13 protein-coding genes are annotated in these 17,920 nt (G+C 49.3%); 6 read left to right on the plus strand and 7 right to left on the minus strand.

Going from position 1 to position 17,920, the window contains the following annotated elements:
• Window positions 1-428 precede the first annotated feature (428 nt).
• Together CBE68_RS11075 and CBE68_RS11080 are read right to left on the minus strand one after the other, a co-directional pair.
• The gene (locus CBE68_RS11075; protein ID WP_087506155.1) at window positions 429-3,080 is read right to left on the minus strand and encodes a TonB-dependent receptor domain-containing protein; all 2,652 of its coding nucleotides are present in this window, start codon (window positions 3,078-3,080) and stop codon (window positions 429-431) included.
• Between the two features lie 125 nt (window positions 3,081-3,205).
• On the minus strand, window positions 3,206-6,004 hold the full coding sequence (locus CBE68_RS11080) for a hypothetical protein (RefSeq protein ID WP_087506156.1): 2,799 nt from the start codon (window positions 6,002-6,004) through the stop codon (window positions 3,206-3,208).
• Window positions 6,005-6,420: 416 nt separating this feature from the next.
• Here CBE68_RS11080 and CBE68_RS11085 point away from each other — a divergent pair, with 416 nt between their 5' ends.
• The gene (locus CBE68_RS11085; RefSeq protein WP_087506157.1) at window positions 6,421-7,152 is read left to right on the plus strand and encodes a glutathione peroxidase; all 732 of its coding nucleotides are present in this window, start codon (window positions 6,421-6,423) and stop codon (window positions 7,150-7,152) included.
• A 99-nt stretch (window positions 7,153-7,251) separates the two neighbouring features.
• Window positions 7,252-8,709: a dihydrolipoyl dehydrogenase gene (locus tag CBE68_RS11090; protein WP_087506158.1), complete on the plus strand. Its 1,458-nt coding sequence runs from the start codon at window positions 7,252-7,254 to the stop codon at window positions 8,707-8,709.
• Window positions 8,710-9,587: 878 nt separating this feature from the next.
• Here the strand turns inward: CBE68_RS11090 and CBE68_RS11095 are convergent.
• Together CBE68_RS11095 and CBE68_RS11100 are read right to left on the minus strand one after the other, a co-directional pair.
• A complete protein-coding gene (locus tag CBE68_RS11095; protein ID WP_087506159.1) occupies window positions 9,588-10,646 on the minus strand; it encodes an L-dopachrome tautomerase-related protein in 1,059 nt (352 codons plus the stop codon).
• Window positions 10,647-10,738: 92 nt separating this feature from the next.
• Window positions 10,739-11,728 carry an alpha/beta hydrolase family esterase gene (locus CBE68_RS11100; RefSeq protein ID WP_143824545.1) on the minus strand — a complete coding sequence of 330 codons (990 nt, stop codon included), beginning with the start codon at window positions 11,726-11,728 and terminating at the stop codon, window positions 10,739-10,741.
• Between the two features lie 258 nt (window positions 11,729-11,986).
• Between CBE68_RS11100 and CBE68_RS11105 the strand changes: the two genes are divergently transcribed.
• The 3 genes from CBE68_RS11105 to CBE68_RS11115 all read left to right on the plus strand — a co-directional run bounded on the left by CBE68_RS11105 (window position 11,987) and on the right by CBE68_RS11115 (window position 13,302).
• Window positions 11,987-12,355 (plus strand): hypothetical protein, encoded by a 369-nt coding sequence (locus CBE68_RS11105; RefSeq protein WP_087506161.1) that lies wholly within the window; start codon window positions 11,987-11,989, stop codon window positions 12,353-12,355.
• A gap of 67 nt (window positions 12,356-12,422) precedes the next feature.
• Window positions 12,423-12,836, plus strand: coding sequence for a YqaA family protein (locus CBE68_RS11110; protein WP_229744745.1), 414 nt, complete (start codon window positions 12,423-12,425; stop codon window positions 12,834-12,836).
• 67 nt (window positions 12,837-12,903) lie between these two features.
• Window positions 12,904-13,302 (plus strand): hypothetical protein, encoded by a 399-nt coding sequence (locus CBE68_RS11115; RefSeq protein ID WP_087506163.1) that lies wholly within the window; start codon window positions 12,904-12,906, stop codon window positions 13,300-13,302.
• A 5-nt stretch (window positions 13,303-13,307) separates the two neighbouring features.
• Here the strand turns inward: CBE68_RS11115 and CBE68_RS11120 are convergent, their stop codons facing one another.
• Both CBE68_RS11120 and hemH read right to left on the minus strand, forming a co-directional pair.
• Window positions 13,308-13,700 carry an MAPEG family protein gene (locus CBE68_RS11120; RefSeq protein WP_158100579.1) on the minus strand — a complete coding sequence of 131 codons (393 nt, stop codon included), beginning with the start codon at window positions 13,698-13,700 and terminating at the stop codon, window positions 13,308-13,310.
• A gap of 5 nt (window positions 13,701-13,705) precedes the next feature.
• Window positions 13,706-14,701, minus strand: coding sequence for a ferrochelatase (hemH, locus tag CBE68_RS11125; RefSeq protein ID WP_087506165.1), 996 nt, complete (start codon window positions 14,699-14,701; stop codon window positions 13,706-13,708).
• 186 nt (window positions 14,702-14,887) lie between these two features.
• On the opposite strand from hemH, the gene CBE68_RS11130 reads away from it, so the two are divergent.
• Complete coding sequence (locus CBE68_RS11130) at window positions 14,888-16,861, plus strand: alpha/beta hydrolase family protein (protein WP_087506166.1); 1,974 nt, start codon at window positions 14,888-14,890, stop codon at window positions 16,859-16,861.
• A gap of 277 nt (window positions 16,862-17,138) precedes the next feature.
• Here CBE68_RS11130 and adk read toward each other — a convergent pair whose 3' ends face one another.
• Window positions 17,139-17,783 carry an adenylate kinase gene (gene adk, locus CBE68_RS11135; protein ID WP_087506167.1) on the minus strand — a complete coding sequence of 215 codons (645 nt, stop codon included), beginning with the start codon at window positions 17,781-17,783 and terminating at the stop codon, window positions 17,139-17,141.
• Window positions 17,784-17,920: the final 137 nt, after the last annotated feature.

The following is a 17,920-nucleotide window of genomic DNA, read 5'->3' on the forward strand; positions in this document are numbered from 1 at the left end:
GCCGGTTGAAGCAGCAAGTGGCAAAGTTCACTACCGCCCTGTAAGCATCAGTGTAATCTCAACCAAAAGAAGCTTTGGAAACCATGATTTGACAGAGTGAGTTATCTACTGCTGACGAAGACCTTCCGCAGCAGGGACGCTGCGGTAGAGGCTATAGGGACATATTCACGCCGTGTCTGAGTGAGGAGTAGATAACTCGCTCTGTCTTTCCGAGCATGGAGCTAACGGGTGACTTCACGGCGTCTCGACGAGGCAACTCGCAAGCTGCGAAAACTACGCCAGAGGTTCATCCCCCACCCTTGGGCATAAAAAAAAGCACCTTGCGGTGCTTGACGGAGTGTAAGTGCGATAGATAGTTATTATTATTCGGTCAGCCGGTCTGGGTCCCCAGACCGGCTTTATTACTACTGAGTTGTTTTCAGTTTGGCTTAGTACTCATAAGCGAACTGCAAAGTGAACTCAGTGCCTGGATCTTTCCAGTAAGTCTTGTTGCCGTTTTGCTTGTACTCAGACTCTTCACCAAGAATGTTCTTGGCTTTGAATTTGATATCTAAGCTATCGGTTGGGAACAAGGTGTAAGTGAAATCCAAGCTGTGGAACGGTTGCTCGTAGACATCGTCCAAACCAGCGCTACCACCCCAGGCGATGCGCTTACCAAAGACGTTGTATACCAGCGTGGTGCTGTGCCAACCATCTGGAGAATCGAAGCTGAATTGCAAGTTCGCCACATACTCAGAGTGACCGGTCATCCGACGCTTGGTGTTGGTCGGGTCAATCTCACTATTTGGCTTAATTTCGATTTCAGAATCGCTCAACGTCAGGTTACCGGCGATGAACATGCCTTCAAGGATGTCTGAGTCAGAATCGATGAACGAGAAGTCACGCAAGAATTCCGTTTCGATACCGTAGATGTAACCCGATTCTGCGTTGTAGTACTTCTGCTGACGACCCGCTTCGGTAATACGCTGAACTGGCTCAATCGGAGCTTCCAAGTCTTTATAGAAAGCACCAACGCTCAAGTTGCTGCCAGACTCCATGTACCATTCCCAACGCACGTCGAAGTTCAGGATATCGGAGCTTTCCAGCTCTGGATTACCGAACGAATCGATACCGGTGACAGGGTCTTGGAAACGAACCGGAGACACTTCTCGCAAGTCAGGGCGAACAATGGTTTTACTAGCGCCAAAGCGCCACTGCATTTCTTCGCTTTGTTGCCAAGTGGCCGACAATGAAGGGTACCAACCGTCTTCAACAACCACGTAATCGGTGATGTCGTAACGACCGCCTTCATCAGAAATCTCACCATCTGAATCGATTGGCAATGTGGTGCGACGGAAATCTTCATAACGAAGACCACCGGTGAAGCGCCAAATATCATCGAAGTTAGCATCAAAGGAGAAGAAGCCAGCATCGATCATCTCTGCTGCCACGTAGTCTTCGGTCGAAGTTGAGGCGTCTTTAAGCTCAAAGTCTTTTTCTTCATCGAGGATGTTTTCATCGGTGAAGATGTCAGAAAACTCTAATTCGAGAATGTCATTGCCGAACTTATCCGCTTCAAAGCCCAAACGAGTGGCATAGTTTTCACGTGCACGCTCGAAATAGCTGTAACCACCGCTCAGAGTCACTTCCGCACCGGCGAAGTTTACTGGTAGCTTGACTTCAAAACCGGTGTTCTCGGTATCGTCATCCAAGCGGGTGTAAACGTATTTGGGCTCGTCCTGAGTATTCAAGCGACGGCTGGTGATATCACCAGTTTGTTCGTCAATAACGACACCATAGGTATAGCTCAACTCGTTTGGTGCATAACGCTCAGCACGGGCATCAGAGTAGAACCAGTTGACTTCAATGTCATACAGACTTGGGAAGAAGTGAGTGCCCTTGGCCTGGTTACTGATTAAGGTACGCTCTTCGTACTCAACGCTATATACCTGCAAGGCGTTTGGCTCAGAGATAGTATCGATGGTCTCTTCAATCGCAATAGAAACATCATCGGAGGTATCGCGAAGATACGTGGTGTAGGTTTCTACTTTGTTGTTCTCATCAAACTCAAAGCCCATGTTAAGCAAGGTTGACCACTGAACAATAGAATCAGTACCAACGACTTCTTTGGAGTTGTTGATGGTGCCGTTTTCGTCCGCCAGCTCAACATCCAATTCTTCATAGTTTTCTTGCTGACGCTTGTAATAACCAGCAGCAACAAAACCGAAAATGGTGTCCTTACCTAAATCCCAGCTGTTGCCCACGGCAACATTGCCGCGATAAGCAAAATCGGTATCTTGAGTTTTCACCGTCATATCACGGTGCATGTCTAGCGCCAATTCACGGTTGATTTGGCGAGCTTGGTCTAAATCACCAACGACCGGCAAAATATCACTGATTGGGTCAATGCCGCCGTAAGTTGAATAGGCATCTTCAATACTTTGTGGAAAAGCACGAATACCGTCGTCTTTACCCTTCCACTCGTCATCACCGCTGGCATAGGTGTAAGCATCGTCAGAGTCATTGGTGTTGTAACGTGTACCTAGGCCAAATTTGAAGAAAAAGTCTGTTGGAATCGCCTTGGTGCGAATATCAACGTGACCACCACCAAAGGCTGCAGGAGCGTTAGGTGAACCGGCCTTTTGTACCGACAAAGACTCGATAATTGATGCCGGGAACATATCCAAAGGCACAACGTTACGAGTTGGATCAGGGGAAGGAACAATTGCGCCGTTTAACGAGGTACTTGAGTAACGCTCGCCTAAACCACGCACATAAATAAATTTGCCATCTTTCAAGGTCAAACCGGTCACACGACGCAAGGCAGCAGCAGCATCGCTATCGCCAGTACGTGAAATTTGGTCAGAACCCATCAAGTCTGCTACATAGGCTTGCTCGCGGCGTTCTTCCATGACCTCGGAAGCTGCGCTTTTGAGTCGAGCCGTTACCGCAATGACTTCAACATCATCGCCCGCATAACCCGGTTGTGCCTCTTCCTCGGCAGCGAACACTGGGGTTGCCGTGAATATTGCGGCGGCAGATAGCGCACTGGCAACTGCAACACTCACTTTGCTGGTGGTAAAACTCGGCTTGGTTTTCATACTGTGACTATCCTGTGTGCAATTCAAATTCGGGTTACCGTGATTGGGTAACCCGACGAACATTCGAAACTACTTAGATTTGCGAGAACTAGCCGAGGAGCGACGCTCCCCGGCCATCGGCGGGATTAGTTAGGGATGTAAGCCCAACCTTCACGCCAGTCGTTTTCGCCGTCAAATGCACCGATGTAGTCGGTTGAATCGAACCATGAGTCCACAGTGCTTGCGTCTTTACCTGTGCCCAGCAGAACTGTGTCACCTGCAGCAGGCATTCCATCGGTCAAGCTCACGGCTTGCGCACTGTTACCTGTCAAGCTGAGGAACCAGGTTTCAACATCTACAGCACCCATGTCTGTGCCTTTGAAAGGCTCGTTACAGTCAACAACACTATGCTCGATAAGCAATGCGCCGCTGTTGACACCATCAATCAATGATGGGTAAGTACCGTCGAGCTCCACACACTCACCAGATTCAGTTTCGCCAGTCGAGCCTTTGCGACCTCGAATCACCATGTTGTAGATTTCAGCTTCAGTGGCGACGCGCAAGATGATGCCTTCGCCTTTGTCACCAGAAGCGTTCTCAACATCAACACCTGGTAGGATAGTGACGTTAGAAATCAGCGGGTGCGAAGTAGGCGTGTCACCGTCAGTCTTGTGGCTGTCGCCCTCGAAACCGCGGTTAGCAAAGCCATCTTCATGAGTGATGTAGACGTACTGAGCTTTACCTTGCCAGCCGTTAGTCCAATCCAGAGAGTCATCGAAGTTGTGAGTCAAGTAGACATACTTGAGGCTGACTGCACCGCCCCAGAACTCAACGCCGTCATCACCGTTAGCGTGAACTTGGATATGGTCGACTTGAGTACCAGAACCCACAGCCGCGAAGCTGATGCCGTTCATTTCCTGGGTATCATTGATTTTGAAGCCAGCGTACTTAACAACGACGTAGCTGATGGTACCGCTGCTATCGGTGTTGTCGTTACCGCCATAGGCATGGTCACCCACTTCGAACGAAGCATCACAGGCATTCTTGTCTGGGCACTTGTTGGTCAAGCCGTTACCCAGCAGAACCAAGCCGCCCCACTGACCGCGCTCACCTTCACCGCCCTCAATCACGTCTTCTTGCGACGTCATCACGATTGGCATATCAGCGTTACCCATGGCCATGATTTTTGAACCACGGTTAATTGCTAGGTAGCTGTCTTCTTCAGAGAAGATTTCAACGCCAGCTTGGATAGAAAGGGTGGCTGAGTTTTCGTTGTCACCGCCAACCAAAACAGCACCGCCAGAAAGCTTGTACAGCACGTTCGAGCCAGCCAACAGGGTGGTGTTAGTCAGAACATTGCCTTCCAGACCACAAATCAGCTCAACATCAGCGTCTTTGTATAGACCGTCAATGGCCATCTCTTGAGTCGTACCCACAGGGCAAGATGTCAGAGGCTGTAGCGCAACTGGGTCAGTGCCGCCGTCATCATCATGGATTGCAGTCGTCCAACCCACAGTCCAGTCATTTGAGCCATCAAAAGCACCGATATATTCGGCATCCATCAAGCGCGCATCAGTGTTACCCAAGTCAGCTTTACCGCTAGTCAAAGCAACAGAGCTTGCTGTTGGCATGTAACCTTCGAGCGCAGACGCGCCAATCAGGTTACCTTCTTGACCGGTGTACCAAGCGTGGACGTCGTAGGCCAGCTGGTTGTCTTCGTCAACACTTTGGTTTTTGGTTGGCTCGACACAATCAAGCAAGCTGTGAGTGAATACCAGTTCACCGTTTTGCGCGTTGATAACGGTGTTATCACCGTCAATCTCTAAACACTCACCAGAATCTGCATCACCTTTGACCAGCATGTTGTAAGCGTTAACCGCTGTTGCTTTACGGAGGATGATACCTTCGGCGTCATCACCACCGTCGTTGGTACCGTTGGCAACCAAGATAGTGAAGTTAGACAGTGTTGGGTTTGACTTAGGTTCGGCATCGATATCGCTGTTGCTATCGGCTTCGATACCACGGTTTGAACCGTTGTCTTTTTGCATGATCAGGACATGCTGAGCAGAGCCCTGCCAGCCGTTTGTCCAGTCCAGCGAGTCATCAAAGTTGTTAGTCAGAACAACTTTAGACAGAGACACATTACCACCCCAGAACTCAACGCCATCATCGTTGTTTTCGTGGACTTGGATGTACTCAACTTCAGTTTCAGAACCAACAGCTGCGAAGCTGATACCGTTCATTTCCTGAGTGTCGTTGATTTTGAAGCCACCGAACTCAACACGAACGTATTTCAGTGAGCCCGAGTTATCTTCAGGGTTGTTACCGCCGTAAGGGAAGTCACCTACTTCGAAAGAAGCATCACAAGCATTCAAATCTGGGCAGGTGTTAACTGGTGCGTTACCGAGCAGTACTAAACCACCCCATTGGCCTGGTTCGCCTTCTTGGCCCAATGCAGCATCAACAGAAGTGAATACGATTGGCGCGTCTTCAGTACCGACCGCGTTAATTTGTGAACCACGGCTAACGACTAAGTAGTCACCGTCGCCACCAATGATTTTAGTGCCTGGCAAAATGTTCAAGACAACTGAGTTTTCGTTGTCGCCACCAACAACAACCGGACCATCCAATTCCCAAACAACATCGTTACCCAAGGTAATTTCGTTGCCGTCTTGGCCACCAGTTGCGAAGGTTGATGCAGAAGCAGCTGCAGGTTGCAGTAGACCGCTCAGCTTCCAGACTTGTTTTCCGTCCAGATCAGCGATTCCAGTGCTTTTCTCAGCAAAGCCACCATAGGCTTGCTCTTGAGGGGTTTCTGTTGGTGTTGGGTCAACTGGCGTAGGAGCCGAGTCGTCGCCAGTTTTAATATTGATGTCGCCACCACAACCAGCAAGGATCAGTGCAGATGCAATTGCACCGAGCTTAAACAGGGTTTTGAGTTCCATTATCTTCTCCGAGGACGGAATTAATCGCATGTGAAATAAGCGAGAAAGAAGCTAATGGTGAAAAATGACAAAAAGACTTCATGTCTGTGAACGAAATGTGTCACAGCCATTTCAGAAATGTTTCAGACCTTATGGGGCGTGGGCTAGGCTATTATCCAGCACTGTTCAAGTAATTAGCAATTGTCACAAATATTTCACAGAAAACAGCCAAAACCCGATTAACGCTACGGTTAGTGGGTGAATTTCATACAGATCATTTGGTTGCGAAATAGTCACTTTATGATCCTGGTTAATCTTAATGACAATAATTATCTATCAGAACGATAGATTTAATCGATTTTATTTATCAAACAATCCTAGCCATACTTAGCTCCGTTGATTCGAAACAGACAAATTACTCATTACGGAGATTGATTATGTTCGCAAATAAAGAAGGCCAACCAGTACCTCAAGTAACTTTCCCAACTCGCCAAGGTGATGAGTGGGTAAACGTCACCACTGACGACTTGTTCGCCAATAAAACAGTGATTGTTTTTTCTTTGCCGGGAGCTTTCACGCCAACCTGTTCATCGACTCACTTGCCGCGTTATAACGAGCTGGCCGATGTGTTCAAAGCGAATGGCGTCGATGACATTGTTTGTATGAGCGTAAACGACACCTTTGTGATGAACGCATGGCTTGCTGACCAAGAAGCAGAAAACATCAAGGTCATTCCTGACGGCAATGGCGAGTTCTCAGAAGGTATGGGCCTGTTGGTTGACAAAGCCGAGCTTGGTTTTGGCAAGCGCAGCTGGCGCTACTCAATGCTGGTGAAAAACGGTGTGATTGAAAAAATGTTCATCGAGCCACAAAAACCAGGCGACCCATTTGAAGTCTCTGACGCCGATACCATGTTGGCTTACATCGCGCCAGAAGCGGCCAAGCCAGACTCGGTTAGCATCATCACCAAGCCAGGTTGCCCATTCTGTGCCAAGGCAAAACAAGCATTGATCGATAACGGTATTCGTTATGAAGAAGTGATTTTGGGCACCGACGCCACAACCGTCAGCCTAAAAGCAATCTCCGGTCGCAGCACGGTACCGCAAGTATTCATCAACGGCGAGCACATTGGTGGTAGCGAGGAACTTGACGCTTACTTAGCCAAATAATCGCAGTAACAACTTCTCCAATTTCGTACCGGGGGCTCCGGCCCCCAATATCCTGAAGCTTAACTATTTTGCTGCCGAGCAACGGCGGTAGGAGTCACCATGAAACAATTATCTGTTGATGTCGCTGTGATTGGCGGCGGAACCGCCGGCTTATCAGCCTACCGAGCAGCAAAAGCGCATGCCAACCGCGTGGTTATGATTGAAGGCGGCCCGTACGGTACGACCTGCGCTCGGGTTGGTTGCATGCCATCCAAGTTACTCATTGCCGCTGCAGAAGCGGCTCATCATGCTCGTCATACCTCGCCTTTCGGTGTTGATGTCGAAGGCGACGTCAAAGTAGACGGTAAACGAGTGATGGAGCGCGTTAAGTTCGAACGCGATCGATTTGTTGGCTTTGTCCTCGAAGGAGTCGATAGCATTCCAGCTGATGACAAAATCCAAGGCTACGCCCGCTTTGTTGGCGATCATACCTTGCAAGTTGATGATCACACTCAAGTTCATGCCGCTCGCATCGTCATCGCAACCGGTTCTCGACCGGCTTACCCGGGCCTGTGGGACAAACTTGGCGACCGACTGTTGATTAACGATGACGTGTTTAACTGGGATGATTTGCCCAATTCGGTGGCGGTATTCGGCCCCGGTGTCATTGGTCTAGAGTTGGGTCAAGCGATGCATCGCTTGGGCGTTAACATTCACTTGTTTGGTGTCGGTGGCCAAGTAGGGCCGTTAACGGACCCAGAGGTAATGGCTTATGCCAATAAAACCTTTGCCGAAGAGTTCCCGTTGATGGCCGATGCGCGAGTGGAGTCGATTGAGCGCGAGGGTGAGCAAGTCGCAATCACGTATCTGGATGACAACGATGAAGCGCAAACTATTCGTGTTGATTACGTAGTGGCAGCAACTGGGCGACGGCCGAATGTTGATAAGTTGGGTTTGGATAAGCTGTCGATTGAGCTTGATGACCGAGGCGTACCAGTGGCCGATCCGCTGACCATGCAAACTTCATTGGAGCACATATTTGTTGCCGGTGATGCCAGTAACCAATTGCCGTTACTGCATGAAGCCGCCGATCAGGGCCGCATAGCCGGTGACAACGCAGGCCGAGCGCCGAATATTGAAAATGGTTTGCGCCGCAGCGCTATTAGCGTCGTGTTCAGCGACCCGCAGATTGCCATGGTGGGTATGACATACCGCGATGCGCAAAAGCGCTTGGGCTCGTGTGACTGTTTGATCACTGGCGAAGTGAGCTTTGAAAACCAAGGCCGCAGTCGGGTGATGTTGAAGAACAAGGGCATGCTGCGAGTTTATGCCGAACAAGGCACCGGCTTATTCATTGGTGCCGAGATGATTGGCCCAGCAGCTGAACACATGGCTCATTTGCTGGCGTGGGCACATCAGCAGCAAATGACTATTCCACAGATGTTGGATATGCCATTTTATCACCCAGTGATTGAAGAAGGCTTGCGCACGGCGTTGCGTGACGTTGCAGCCAAACTCGATACTGACAATAACTGCGTGTTGGAATGCGTGACTTGTCAGGAATGTGGCATCGCTTAGGTCGACATAACTTGCTTTGATGATTCGAAGAATCAACCAAGGGGTCGCGAGCTTCGCAGCTTGCGACTTGTCCAGTCGAGACGCCATAAATACTTCCATGTAAGCTCTGCTGCCGCTTCCCTGCGGCAGAAGCTCTCCTATCCAACTCCCAAGCTACTCTTAATCGTCTGTGGCCTTTACAAAGCCCCCCTCACAAAGAGGTAGCAAATGACGCACAGAGGTGCTTCAGCCGGCATGGATGCCGGGTGTAGAGCGCTCCAAGGATGGACTTGAGCGTCACCGAAGGGTGTTGTTTGCTGCCCACTAACGGTGAAGACGCGAGCTTCGCAGCTTGCAACTTGCCTACTCGAGACGCCGTGAAATCGTCCAACATGGCTCTGCTGCCGCTTCCCTGCGGCAGAAGCTCTCCTATCCAACTCCCAAGCTACTCTTAACAGTCTGTGCCCTTTTCAACGCAACCGCCTGACAAAGAGGTAGCAAATGACGCACAGAGGTGCTTCAGCCGGCATGGATGCCGGGTGCAGAGCGCTCCAAGGATGGACTTGAGCATCACCGAAGGGTGTTGTTTGCTGCCGACTCAGTTTGAACATGCGAGCTTCGTAGCTCGCGACTTGCCTCGTCGAGACGCCGTGAAATCGTCCATGATGGCTCTGCTGCCGCTTCCCTGCGGCAGAAGCTCTACTATCCAACTCCCAAGCTACTCTTAATCGTCTGTGGCCTTTTCAAAGCCCCCCTCACAAAGAGGTAGCAAGTAACGCACAGAGGTGCTTCAGCCGGCATGGATGCCGGGTGTAGAGCGCTCCAAGGATGGACGTGAGCGTCACCGAAGTGTGTTGTTTGCTGCCGACTCACTGTGAACATGCGAGCTTCGCAAGCTATCAACGGCCGTGCGGTGCAGGTGCCAGCGGCTTAAATTTGAGCAAGAAGAAATCGAGATTGTCTGCGCCAGTGTTATTAAATACCGGCGAATCGTGCAGCTTATTGGACGACACATAGATGTACTCACCAGCGTTAGCAAATCCCTCAATCCAGCTGAGCAGATTACTGTCTTGATGTAACAACTGATATTGTCTATCCGGAGTAATCACCCCAATCGCATTGGCTGCCAAATCCGATATATACAAGTTATTGGCGCTATCGATGGTAATACCGTCACTCATCGGTTTAGCTGCATAGCGTTCAACCTGCTTTTCAAGTTCGGTAGGCGATAAACTGTCATCAACTAAATGACTCGTCTCTACGCGATAAACACTGCTGCTACTCATCGGTGCAAAGTACAACCACTGATCAGCTTCATCAATGGTAATTGGATTAACGCCAACCCGAACCGGCGTGCCATTCGATTTGACGACTTCGCCGTCCACCAGCAAGTCTTTATCTTCAGCGACGGTCGCTTGGCTGCCTTGCAACACCCGACGAATGGCACCAGTATCGATATCAATCACCAGGATGGCTGAGGTTTGCTGGCCAGCCGTTTCTGAGATGTAGATGGCTCCATGGCTTCGATCAACAGCTAAATCATTGAGAATAAATTCATTGTTGATAAATGGATACGCAATATGAAAAACCTTGAATAGCCTATTGTTGAGGGTGTCCCAACCAATCACTCGGCCCAGCGGCTTATCGCCCCATATTGAATCTAAGAACCACAGTACGCCTTGACGATCAGCAACTATGCCTAATACGCCACCCAATGCAGGGGAAAATTGATAATCAGGGTAAGCTTGATAGGCACCATCGGGTAATACTTCGACGACTCGATGGGTCGAGCCCCAACCCAAGTGTGAACTCATGAACAAGCGGTTATCGGCAGTGACCGCAATATTGGCAGGCGGCATACTGCCGTTCAACGTTCGGTGAATTTCCAGTTGTTGACTTCCGTTCACTGAATAACTCGCCATAGCAAGAGCAAACACGAGTAGGTAGCGATATGTCATGACCTGTTGTCCTTATCGATAGTTTGAAAGTTTCAACCTACCTAGCTGCAACAGCAACATCAACAACATTCAACTGTTAACAAAAATTTTTATTAAAAGCGCTCGAAGAAATCCAAAATCACCCCGTTGGCATTCAATTCATAGCTGGTAAAGCCAACGTAAGGATCGAGCTCATACAAGTCAATCGCTGAGCCCGGCCAGGTGTGGCCCATCTCATCGATGATGATTTGCTCTACCGCCGCCCCCTCTCGGCAATTGCGGTACTCATAGTGTTGAAGCAACGGCGTAAGGCTGCCATCAGCGCCAGGCAATTGCTTAGATACCGGTTCACTTTGACAGCCAAACTTATCGGCAAAAAACGCACCGGCTTGTTGAACCGATGCCGAAAACCCAGGCCGTCCATCAATCGGAACAATATGATCTTGACGCCCATGCAAGTGCAATATGGCGAAGTCATGATTCGAGTCGCAACGCTGCTGAACGCTCAATGGCAAGTTACCACCAACAGGAGCAATAGCAGCCACCGGCACTTGCTCAGCGACTTCGCAAGCCATTAGATAACTCATATAGCCGCCATTCGAATGGCCGGTTAAATAAGTATGCTGTGGTTTTAGTCCATACTGGTTTTGCAATTGCACAATCATCGCAGTAAGAAACTCAGCATCTTTGGTATCCGTTCCCCAATGGACATCCCACTGGGTTCCTGCCATCTCAAAGCCATCAGGCAACGCCTCCAACCCTTGAGGATAAACAACCAACACATCAGCTCGTTTGGCTGCAGCATCACTAAAACCAGTTAGTTCTAAAAATGGTTGATGGCCTGAAAGAAAACCGTGCAATACCACAACCAAACGAGTCGGCTTAGTGCTAGCCAAATCGGGGTTGGCAAACACAATGAATTCTCGTTCGACTCCGTTAATGAATATGGTTTCGAGTTGATGATGGGCAGGGAGCGCTAGTGAGTCAGTGGTGGCTGAAGAAGACTGATTAGGATGCTGATGACTCACTGATGAATCCACCGCTTCACCGCAGCCCATGATAGTAAGACAAGCGAATGGAATAAGCTGATTGATGCGAAACATGGCTGACCTTTTTGACTTTGAAGTTGGCGTTGCTGTGAGCGATGCCCATGTAATCAATATATAGCCAATTTGACAATAATGTTGATCAGTTATTTTCAAATAATAAAAACAAATAAAACAATTGGTTAAATAATAAAAATAACCGATTTTTTTAACTTGAGTTCAGCAATAAAGGGGAGTTTATATTCTAAAATAACCACAAACCTAAATGGGTTTTTAAGTAATACGTTTTGCACTGATTTAAGAGGTACAGTGGCTATGCCCCAGTACGATTCCCCTATCGGCAATTTTCAATTGCGCGAGGGTGTGCTGGAATGGACTCCGAATGATTCGTTGGAATTTAATATCGACACCCACAAAGCACTCAATCAAGCGTTGAGTGACTACAACTCGCCAGCTAAGTTGCTCATCGCTTGGCGCGAGGATAACCATTTTGAACTGTCTGGTATTCGACTACTAGCCGACGGTTTTGATATTGAAGCAATCGCATTTTGGTCGGAAGAGCGATACAGCCAACTTGCGGCGGAAGCAATCGCTGAGATTCAGCAAATCGCTTATCCAGAGCGAAATGTCAGAGTGATGGCAGATCGCGATTCCGCCTTGGCATGGTTGCAGTCCGTGGAGTAAAGTCAGCGGATATTTCTTCACTTAATTGATAACTATGGCTGTTGCTGCTCTTTTCTGGACCAGCTTCTTGGCTGCCACATTGTTACCTGGTGGCTCAGAAGCAGCATTAATCCTCGCTTGGCAACAGCAATGGGGCGCGCCCATTAGTCTTTTCCTTGCCGCTAGTATAGGTAACACTCTCGGCGGCTTGGTGACATTCTGGATGGGCTGGCAAGCTCGCAAACTAAAAACTCTCGAACAACTCAACGCCAACGCGTCAGCACGTCAACAGCAGGTTCTAGCATGGCTGCAGCATCATGGTCATTGGGCGTTATTGCTCAGTTGGGCACCGGTAGTCGGCGATTTGCTGTGTCTAGCTGGCGGCTGGTTAAAACTCAACCCTTGGCTTAGCGCAGTCGCCTTGCTGATTGGAAAATCACTGCGCTACTTAATTGTTTTGGCGGCAGCATCATTGCTATTCAATGATCTGAGTTTGCTCTAATAAGGTTGCAATTCGCTCACCAGACGGTACCTTGGGAGTTGATTTGATTTAGCCACTAACGAGATATATGACTGCTCCTTCAGGACGATTACTTGCAGCCGCCATCATTATTGCGACCTTAGCTTCTTGTTCCAGCAGTCCAGCTGACAAGGGTTACGACATTGAAAGCCAGTTGATGATTGATAATCAATCGTCTCCGATTAGCTTCAACTATCAAGCATTGATTACGCCACACAAAGTCGATCAGGATGAGCCGAGGTCTCGAAGTATCTACGATCGTATCTTGCCGCCCGAGGAGCCTTATCAACTCAGCGAGCCAAGTAATGCTAAAGTACTGCGCGAACATCAGGCGCTGAACGATTTGGAATCGCTACTTGAAATCCGTGGGTCCTGCTCGCGTAATTATGTCATTGACGAACTTCAGCATCAGCAATACCAAATAATAATCAAAGGGCATTGCCAATAGGCATCCTAGCCGAGCAAACTAGCGACGCTCACAGCGAGCAACCATATCGCGCCAACAAACAGCACAACAAAAGTGGCCACCGTACCAAACATTCGACCTTTGGATTCACCCGCATTTGCCGACAGACCAATCGCATGAAGGACGCGACCGATAAATAGTAGCGCTCCGAGCACAAACAAGCCAACCACGTGAGCTTGCTGCCACTCCAGCGCCGCCATAATTAACAAGCACAATGGCACATATTCGATAAAGTTACTTTGGACCCGAATCGCTCGCTTGAGCTGACTGACCTCGCCGTCACCAATACCGACTTGGTGACGCATCCGAAGCCGAATGACGGCAACTGACAACAGCAGCAAAAGCAAACCATGAAGCGCAACAAATAAACCTGTCACCATACCAATTACCATCCGTTAAGTTGTTCTGCCACCAGCACCGACAATAGCTTGATATGGCAAGGGGAGTCATTGAGCGCCCCGATATAGCGGTACTGCTCGCCACCGGCTTCGACAAATACTTCTTTGTTTTCTTCGGCGATTTCTTCCAGTGTCTCAAGACAATCAGCAGCAAAAGCTGGGCACATGATATCAACCGATTTAGTCCCCTTTGCCGGCAAACTCTCAAGTGTTTCATCGGTGTATGGCTGCAACCAAGGCTCTCGGCCAAATCGCGATTGATAGGTCAGCTGCCATTGCTCAGGTTTTAACTCCAAAGCGTTGGCAACCGCTTCGGCAGTTGCTTCACAGTGCTTTGGATACGGGTCGCCGAGCTTGGCATAACGTTGAGGAATACCGTGGAAAGACATCATCAACAAATCACTACGGCCATGCTGTTGCCAGTGGCTTTTGACTGAGCCAGCTAATGCTTTGATATACAACGGATGATGGTAATAATGGTGCACCATACGCAGCTCAGGAATATGGCGAATATTGGCGACGGCAGCATTCACTGCGTCTGCCACCGAGGCAGTGGTGGTAGCCGAATATTGGGGGTACATTGGCATCACGACAATCCGTTCAACCCCAGCCTGTTGCAGTCGCGCCATCGCATCAGGAATTGATGGGTTACCGTAGGTCATTGCCAGCTCTACTGGGCAGTCAATACCAAAATCAATTAATAGCCGCTGTTGCAATGCCGAAGCCTGTGCCTGGCCAATGGTTCGCAGTGGCGAATCATCCTGCCAAATGGTCTGATAGGCTTTGGCTACCTTGGGGCTACGGATTGGTAGAATAATGCCATTTAGCACCGGCCACCATATTGGCCGCGGCACATCGACAACGCGCTTGTCGGACAAAAATTGTTTCAGGTAACGGCGCACGGCCGAGGCGGTTGGCTCATCAGGAGTACCTAAGTTGACCAGCAGCACACCATACTTTTGAGTTTCTAATTGCAAATCCATCAGTCAGTTACTTCTCCTTGGAGATTGCATCAGTGTACGGGATCAAGTTACCTTTGGACCAGCGAAAGCTGAACATTGTCACCGACATTAGCTGTCCAAATCACACAAACGTTTAAGCCGTTTGGCATACCCTTTAATGTTGTTTAAAGTGCATGAAGATCAATATATTGTTCAAGGATTCGAACGATGCGTCACATTTTATTATTCGCTTCATTATTAGCCTCTGTCACTCTCCACGCTAGCGTTGCCTACGCCCAACCAAGTGACCAACTGACCGCCGTCACGCCTCTGGTGCCACTGGAAGTTTTTGGCTACCTGCCGGCCAAAACAATGATGAAAATTTCGCCATCAGGACAACGACTCGTCTACCGCGATACATCAAGGGGCAAGGATATCCTCACTGTGATTGACTTGACTAAGTCTGAAGTGATTGGCGCCTTGGATCTTTCCAGCATCCGCACCGATGAACTTTACTTCCTCAGCGAGCAGCAAATCGTCATTCGCTCCACTCAGCATCGGCGGATTCGAGGATACTCTGGCTCTCATGATGTCAGCACCGCATTCTTGTTTGATCTGAACACCAACAAAATTCAGCAAATGCTGACTCCAGGCAAGGGTATTCACAAAGGTCAAACCGGCCTCGGAGATATTGTTGCGCTATCGAGTGATCTCGCTTGGGCTTACATGCCCGCGTTTTTGAGTAACGAGCGAAATCCTAACTCACCCTCTTATGGTTTGGTTCGGGTCAAACTTGACTCACCGAAACGGACCCCGCGAGCAGTACATAAAGGAACGGTCAACTCCCTCGACTTTTTTCTCGACCAGAATGACCAGTTGCTAGCACGGGAACGATACGATGAATACCGCAACCGTCACATTGTAGAAGCCTATGACGATGGACAATGGCGCACTGTTTATGAGGAAACCACCGATTACATCAACAAGGGCATTGCTGGTATTACTCCGGATTACAAAGCACTGGTGATGTCGGCAGTTGCCGAATCCGGCCATCGCGCATACTACCGATTGGAGTTGGCCGACGGCAGCATTACCGGCCCCATATTCTCTCGCCAAGACGCCAGTGTCGCAGGACTGTTGACCGATACCGACCGCGTTGTCGCAGGCGTCCGTTATGCCGGATTCCAGCCAAGCTATGAGTTTTTCGACACCAAACTCAACAAGCTTTTTTCGGCGATTACCAAAGCAATGCCGGACGACTCGATGACGTTAGTCGACTATACGCCTGATTGGCGAACGATGCTGTTTTACGTCGAAGGCATGGGAATACCCGGCGAGTATTATTTGTTTAGCGACGGGGAATTCACTTTTGTCGCCTCATCACGGCCGCAACTGAAGGCTGAACAAGTCAACCCTGTCGAAGTATTCAGCTATCAAGCCAGAGATGGCTTAACCATCCCCGCCCTGTTGACTCGACCTGCCCATATTGAAAGCAGTCAACCGCTACCGGCCATTATGATGCCGCATGGCGGGCCTGAGTCATACGACAGAAAGGGCTTTGATTGGTTAGCCCAGTATTTTGCCAGCCGCGGGTTCCTGGTGATCCAACCACAGTTTCGGGGCTCTTGGGGTTTTGGTCTCGAACATGTACTCAAAGGGCGCGGCGAGTGGGGTAAAAAAATGCAGGACGATCTAACCGACGCGGTCACTCTGCTAGCCCAACAAGGTCAGCTCGATGCCAATCGGGTGTGTATTGTTGGCGCAAGTTACGGAGGCTACGCGGCGTTGGCAGGGGCGACTTTCACGCCAGATGTTTATCAGTGTGCGGTGTCGATCAACGGCATCGCTGATTTAGAGATGATGCTAGATAGGGAAAAGCGCGAAAATAGACGCCGAGATTCTATTGTCGCTTACTGGGAAGACGCCATGGCCAATGGCAAGGCGAGTGATGAGTATCTTGAGTCTGTCTCTCCCATTCATCATGCCACTAACATTAATGCGCCGATTTTGCTTATCCATGGCAACATCGATGAAGTGGTGGATATTGAGCAGTCAGAAGACATGTATAAAAAGCTCAAGAAGCTCGGCAAAGAGGTGACCTTTGTTGAGCTCGATGATGAAGGCCACTACTTGAGCAAAAACGAAACCCGACTGCAAACGCTGAAGGCTATCGATAGCTTTATTCACAGCCATGTGAACTAGCTTCGGCATTGGGCTCTGTAACTGAGAATCAGTTCTGCAATTGGGTGCGAATGGTCACACAACAAACAGCTTAATTTGTATTAAATCGATGGCTTGGTTAGCTTCAGGGCAGGCAAAATATTAAACCTCTAGGAGCTACCCCATGAAACGACTATTCGGCTTATTGGCATTCCTATCGCTGGCTGCCTGCGCCTCCATCGTCTACGTGTAGGGCAAACGAATTCGACAAAAAAACCGCCAATTCGGCGGTTTTTTTATTGCTGTTAGGCTGCGCTGATTAGCTCAGTGAAGCCAGCACTTTGTCAGAGACTTGGTCAACTGATTCAGTACCATCAAATTTCAGATACTGGGTCGCACCAGCCGCTGCTTCTGCAGTGTAGAAGTCGACCAAAGGCTTGGTTTGATCGTGATAGACACCCAAACGCTTGCGCACGGTATCCTCTTGATCATCATCGCGGATCACCAAATCATCACCCGTGACATCATCTTTCCCTTCCACTTTTGGTGGGTTGTAGATGACATGATAAGTACGACCAGAGCCCGGATGCACGCGGCGGCCACTCATACGCTTGACGATTTCTTCATCTGGGACATCAATTTCTACGACGTAATCGACGCTAATGCCTGCGTCTTTCATCGCATCTGCTTGTGGAATCGTGCGAGGGAAACCATCGAGTAAAAAGCCTTCTGCACAATCGTCTTGGGCAACACGCTCTTTCACCAAGCCAATAATGATGTCATCAGATACCAGCTGGCCAGCATCCATAACTTTCTTCGCTTCCAGTCCTAATGGGGTTCCGGCTTTGATCGCAGCTCGCAACATGTCACCGGTAGAAATTTGGGGAATACCAAATTTATTCATGATGACTTGCGCTTGAGTGCCTTTACCGGCTCCAGGGGCGCCCAGCAAAATAATGCGCATAATTGGCCTCTTTCTCTATTTTATAAATTGATTAAAAACTAAAACCCCGCGGATCCTAGCAGGCAATGCTGCAATTAGAAAATCCACGGGGTTAGACATTTGGCGTAGGCGCCAACCTATCGCCGTCTTTAAATTGG

It is taken from the genome of Neiella marina (assembly GCF_002165625.1).
Lineage (GTDB): Bacteria > Pseudomonadota > Gammaproteobacteria > Enterobacterales > Neiellaceae > Neiella > Neiella marina.

What these genes read in the sequence shown, in the direction of transcription:
- CBE68_RS11075 (WP_087506155.1), bottom strand. Translation starts at nt 3,080, where the DNA reads ATGAAAACCAAGCCGAGTTTTACCACCAGCAAAGTGAGTGTTGCAGTT.
- CBE68_RS11080 (WP_087506156.1), bottom strand. Translation starts at nt 6,004, where the DNA reads ATGGAACTCAAAACCCTGTTTAAGCTCGGTGCAATTGCATCTGCACTG.
- CBE68_RS11085 (WP_087506157.1), top strand. Translation starts at nt 6,421, where the DNA reads ATGTTCGCAAATAAAGAAGGCCAACCAGTACCTCAAGTAACTTTCCCA.
- CBE68_RS11090 (WP_087506158.1), top strand. Translation starts at nt 7,252, where the DNA reads ATGAAACAATTATCTGTTGATGTCGCTGTGATTGGCGGCGGAACCGCC.
- CBE68_RS11095 (WP_087506159.1), bottom strand. Translation starts at nt 10,646, where the DNA reads ATGACATATCGCTACCTACTCGTGTTTGCTCTTGCTATGGCGAGTTAT.
- CBE68_RS11100 (WP_143824545.1), bottom strand. Translation starts at nt 11,728, where the DNA reads ATGTTTCGCATCAATCAGCTTATTCCATTCGCTTGTCTTACTATCATG.
- CBE68_RS11105 (WP_087506161.1), top strand. Translation starts at nt 11,987, where the DNA reads ATGCCCCAGTACGATTCCCCTATCGGCAATTTTCAATTGCGCGAGGGT.
- CBE68_RS11115 (WP_087506163.1), top strand. Translation starts at nt 12,904, where the DNA reads ATGACTGCTCCTTCAGGACGATTACTTGCAGCCGCCATCATTATTGCG.
- CBE68_RS11120 (WP_158100579.1), bottom strand. Translation starts at nt 13,700, where the DNA reads ATGGTGACAGGTTTATTTGTTGCGCTTCATGGTTTGCTTTTGCTGCTG.
- hemH (WP_087506165.1), bottom strand. Translation starts at nt 14,701, where the DNA reads ATGGATTTGCAATTAGAAACTCAAAAGTATGGTGTGCTGCTGGTCAAC.
- CBE68_RS11130 (WP_087506166.1), top strand. Translation starts at nt 14,888, where the DNA reads ATGCGTCACATTTTATTATTCGCTTCATTATTAGCCTCTGTCACTCTC.
- adk (WP_087506167.1), bottom strand. Translation starts at nt 17,783, where the DNA reads ATGCGCATTATTTTGCTGGGCGCCCCTGGAGCCGGTAAAGGCACTCAA.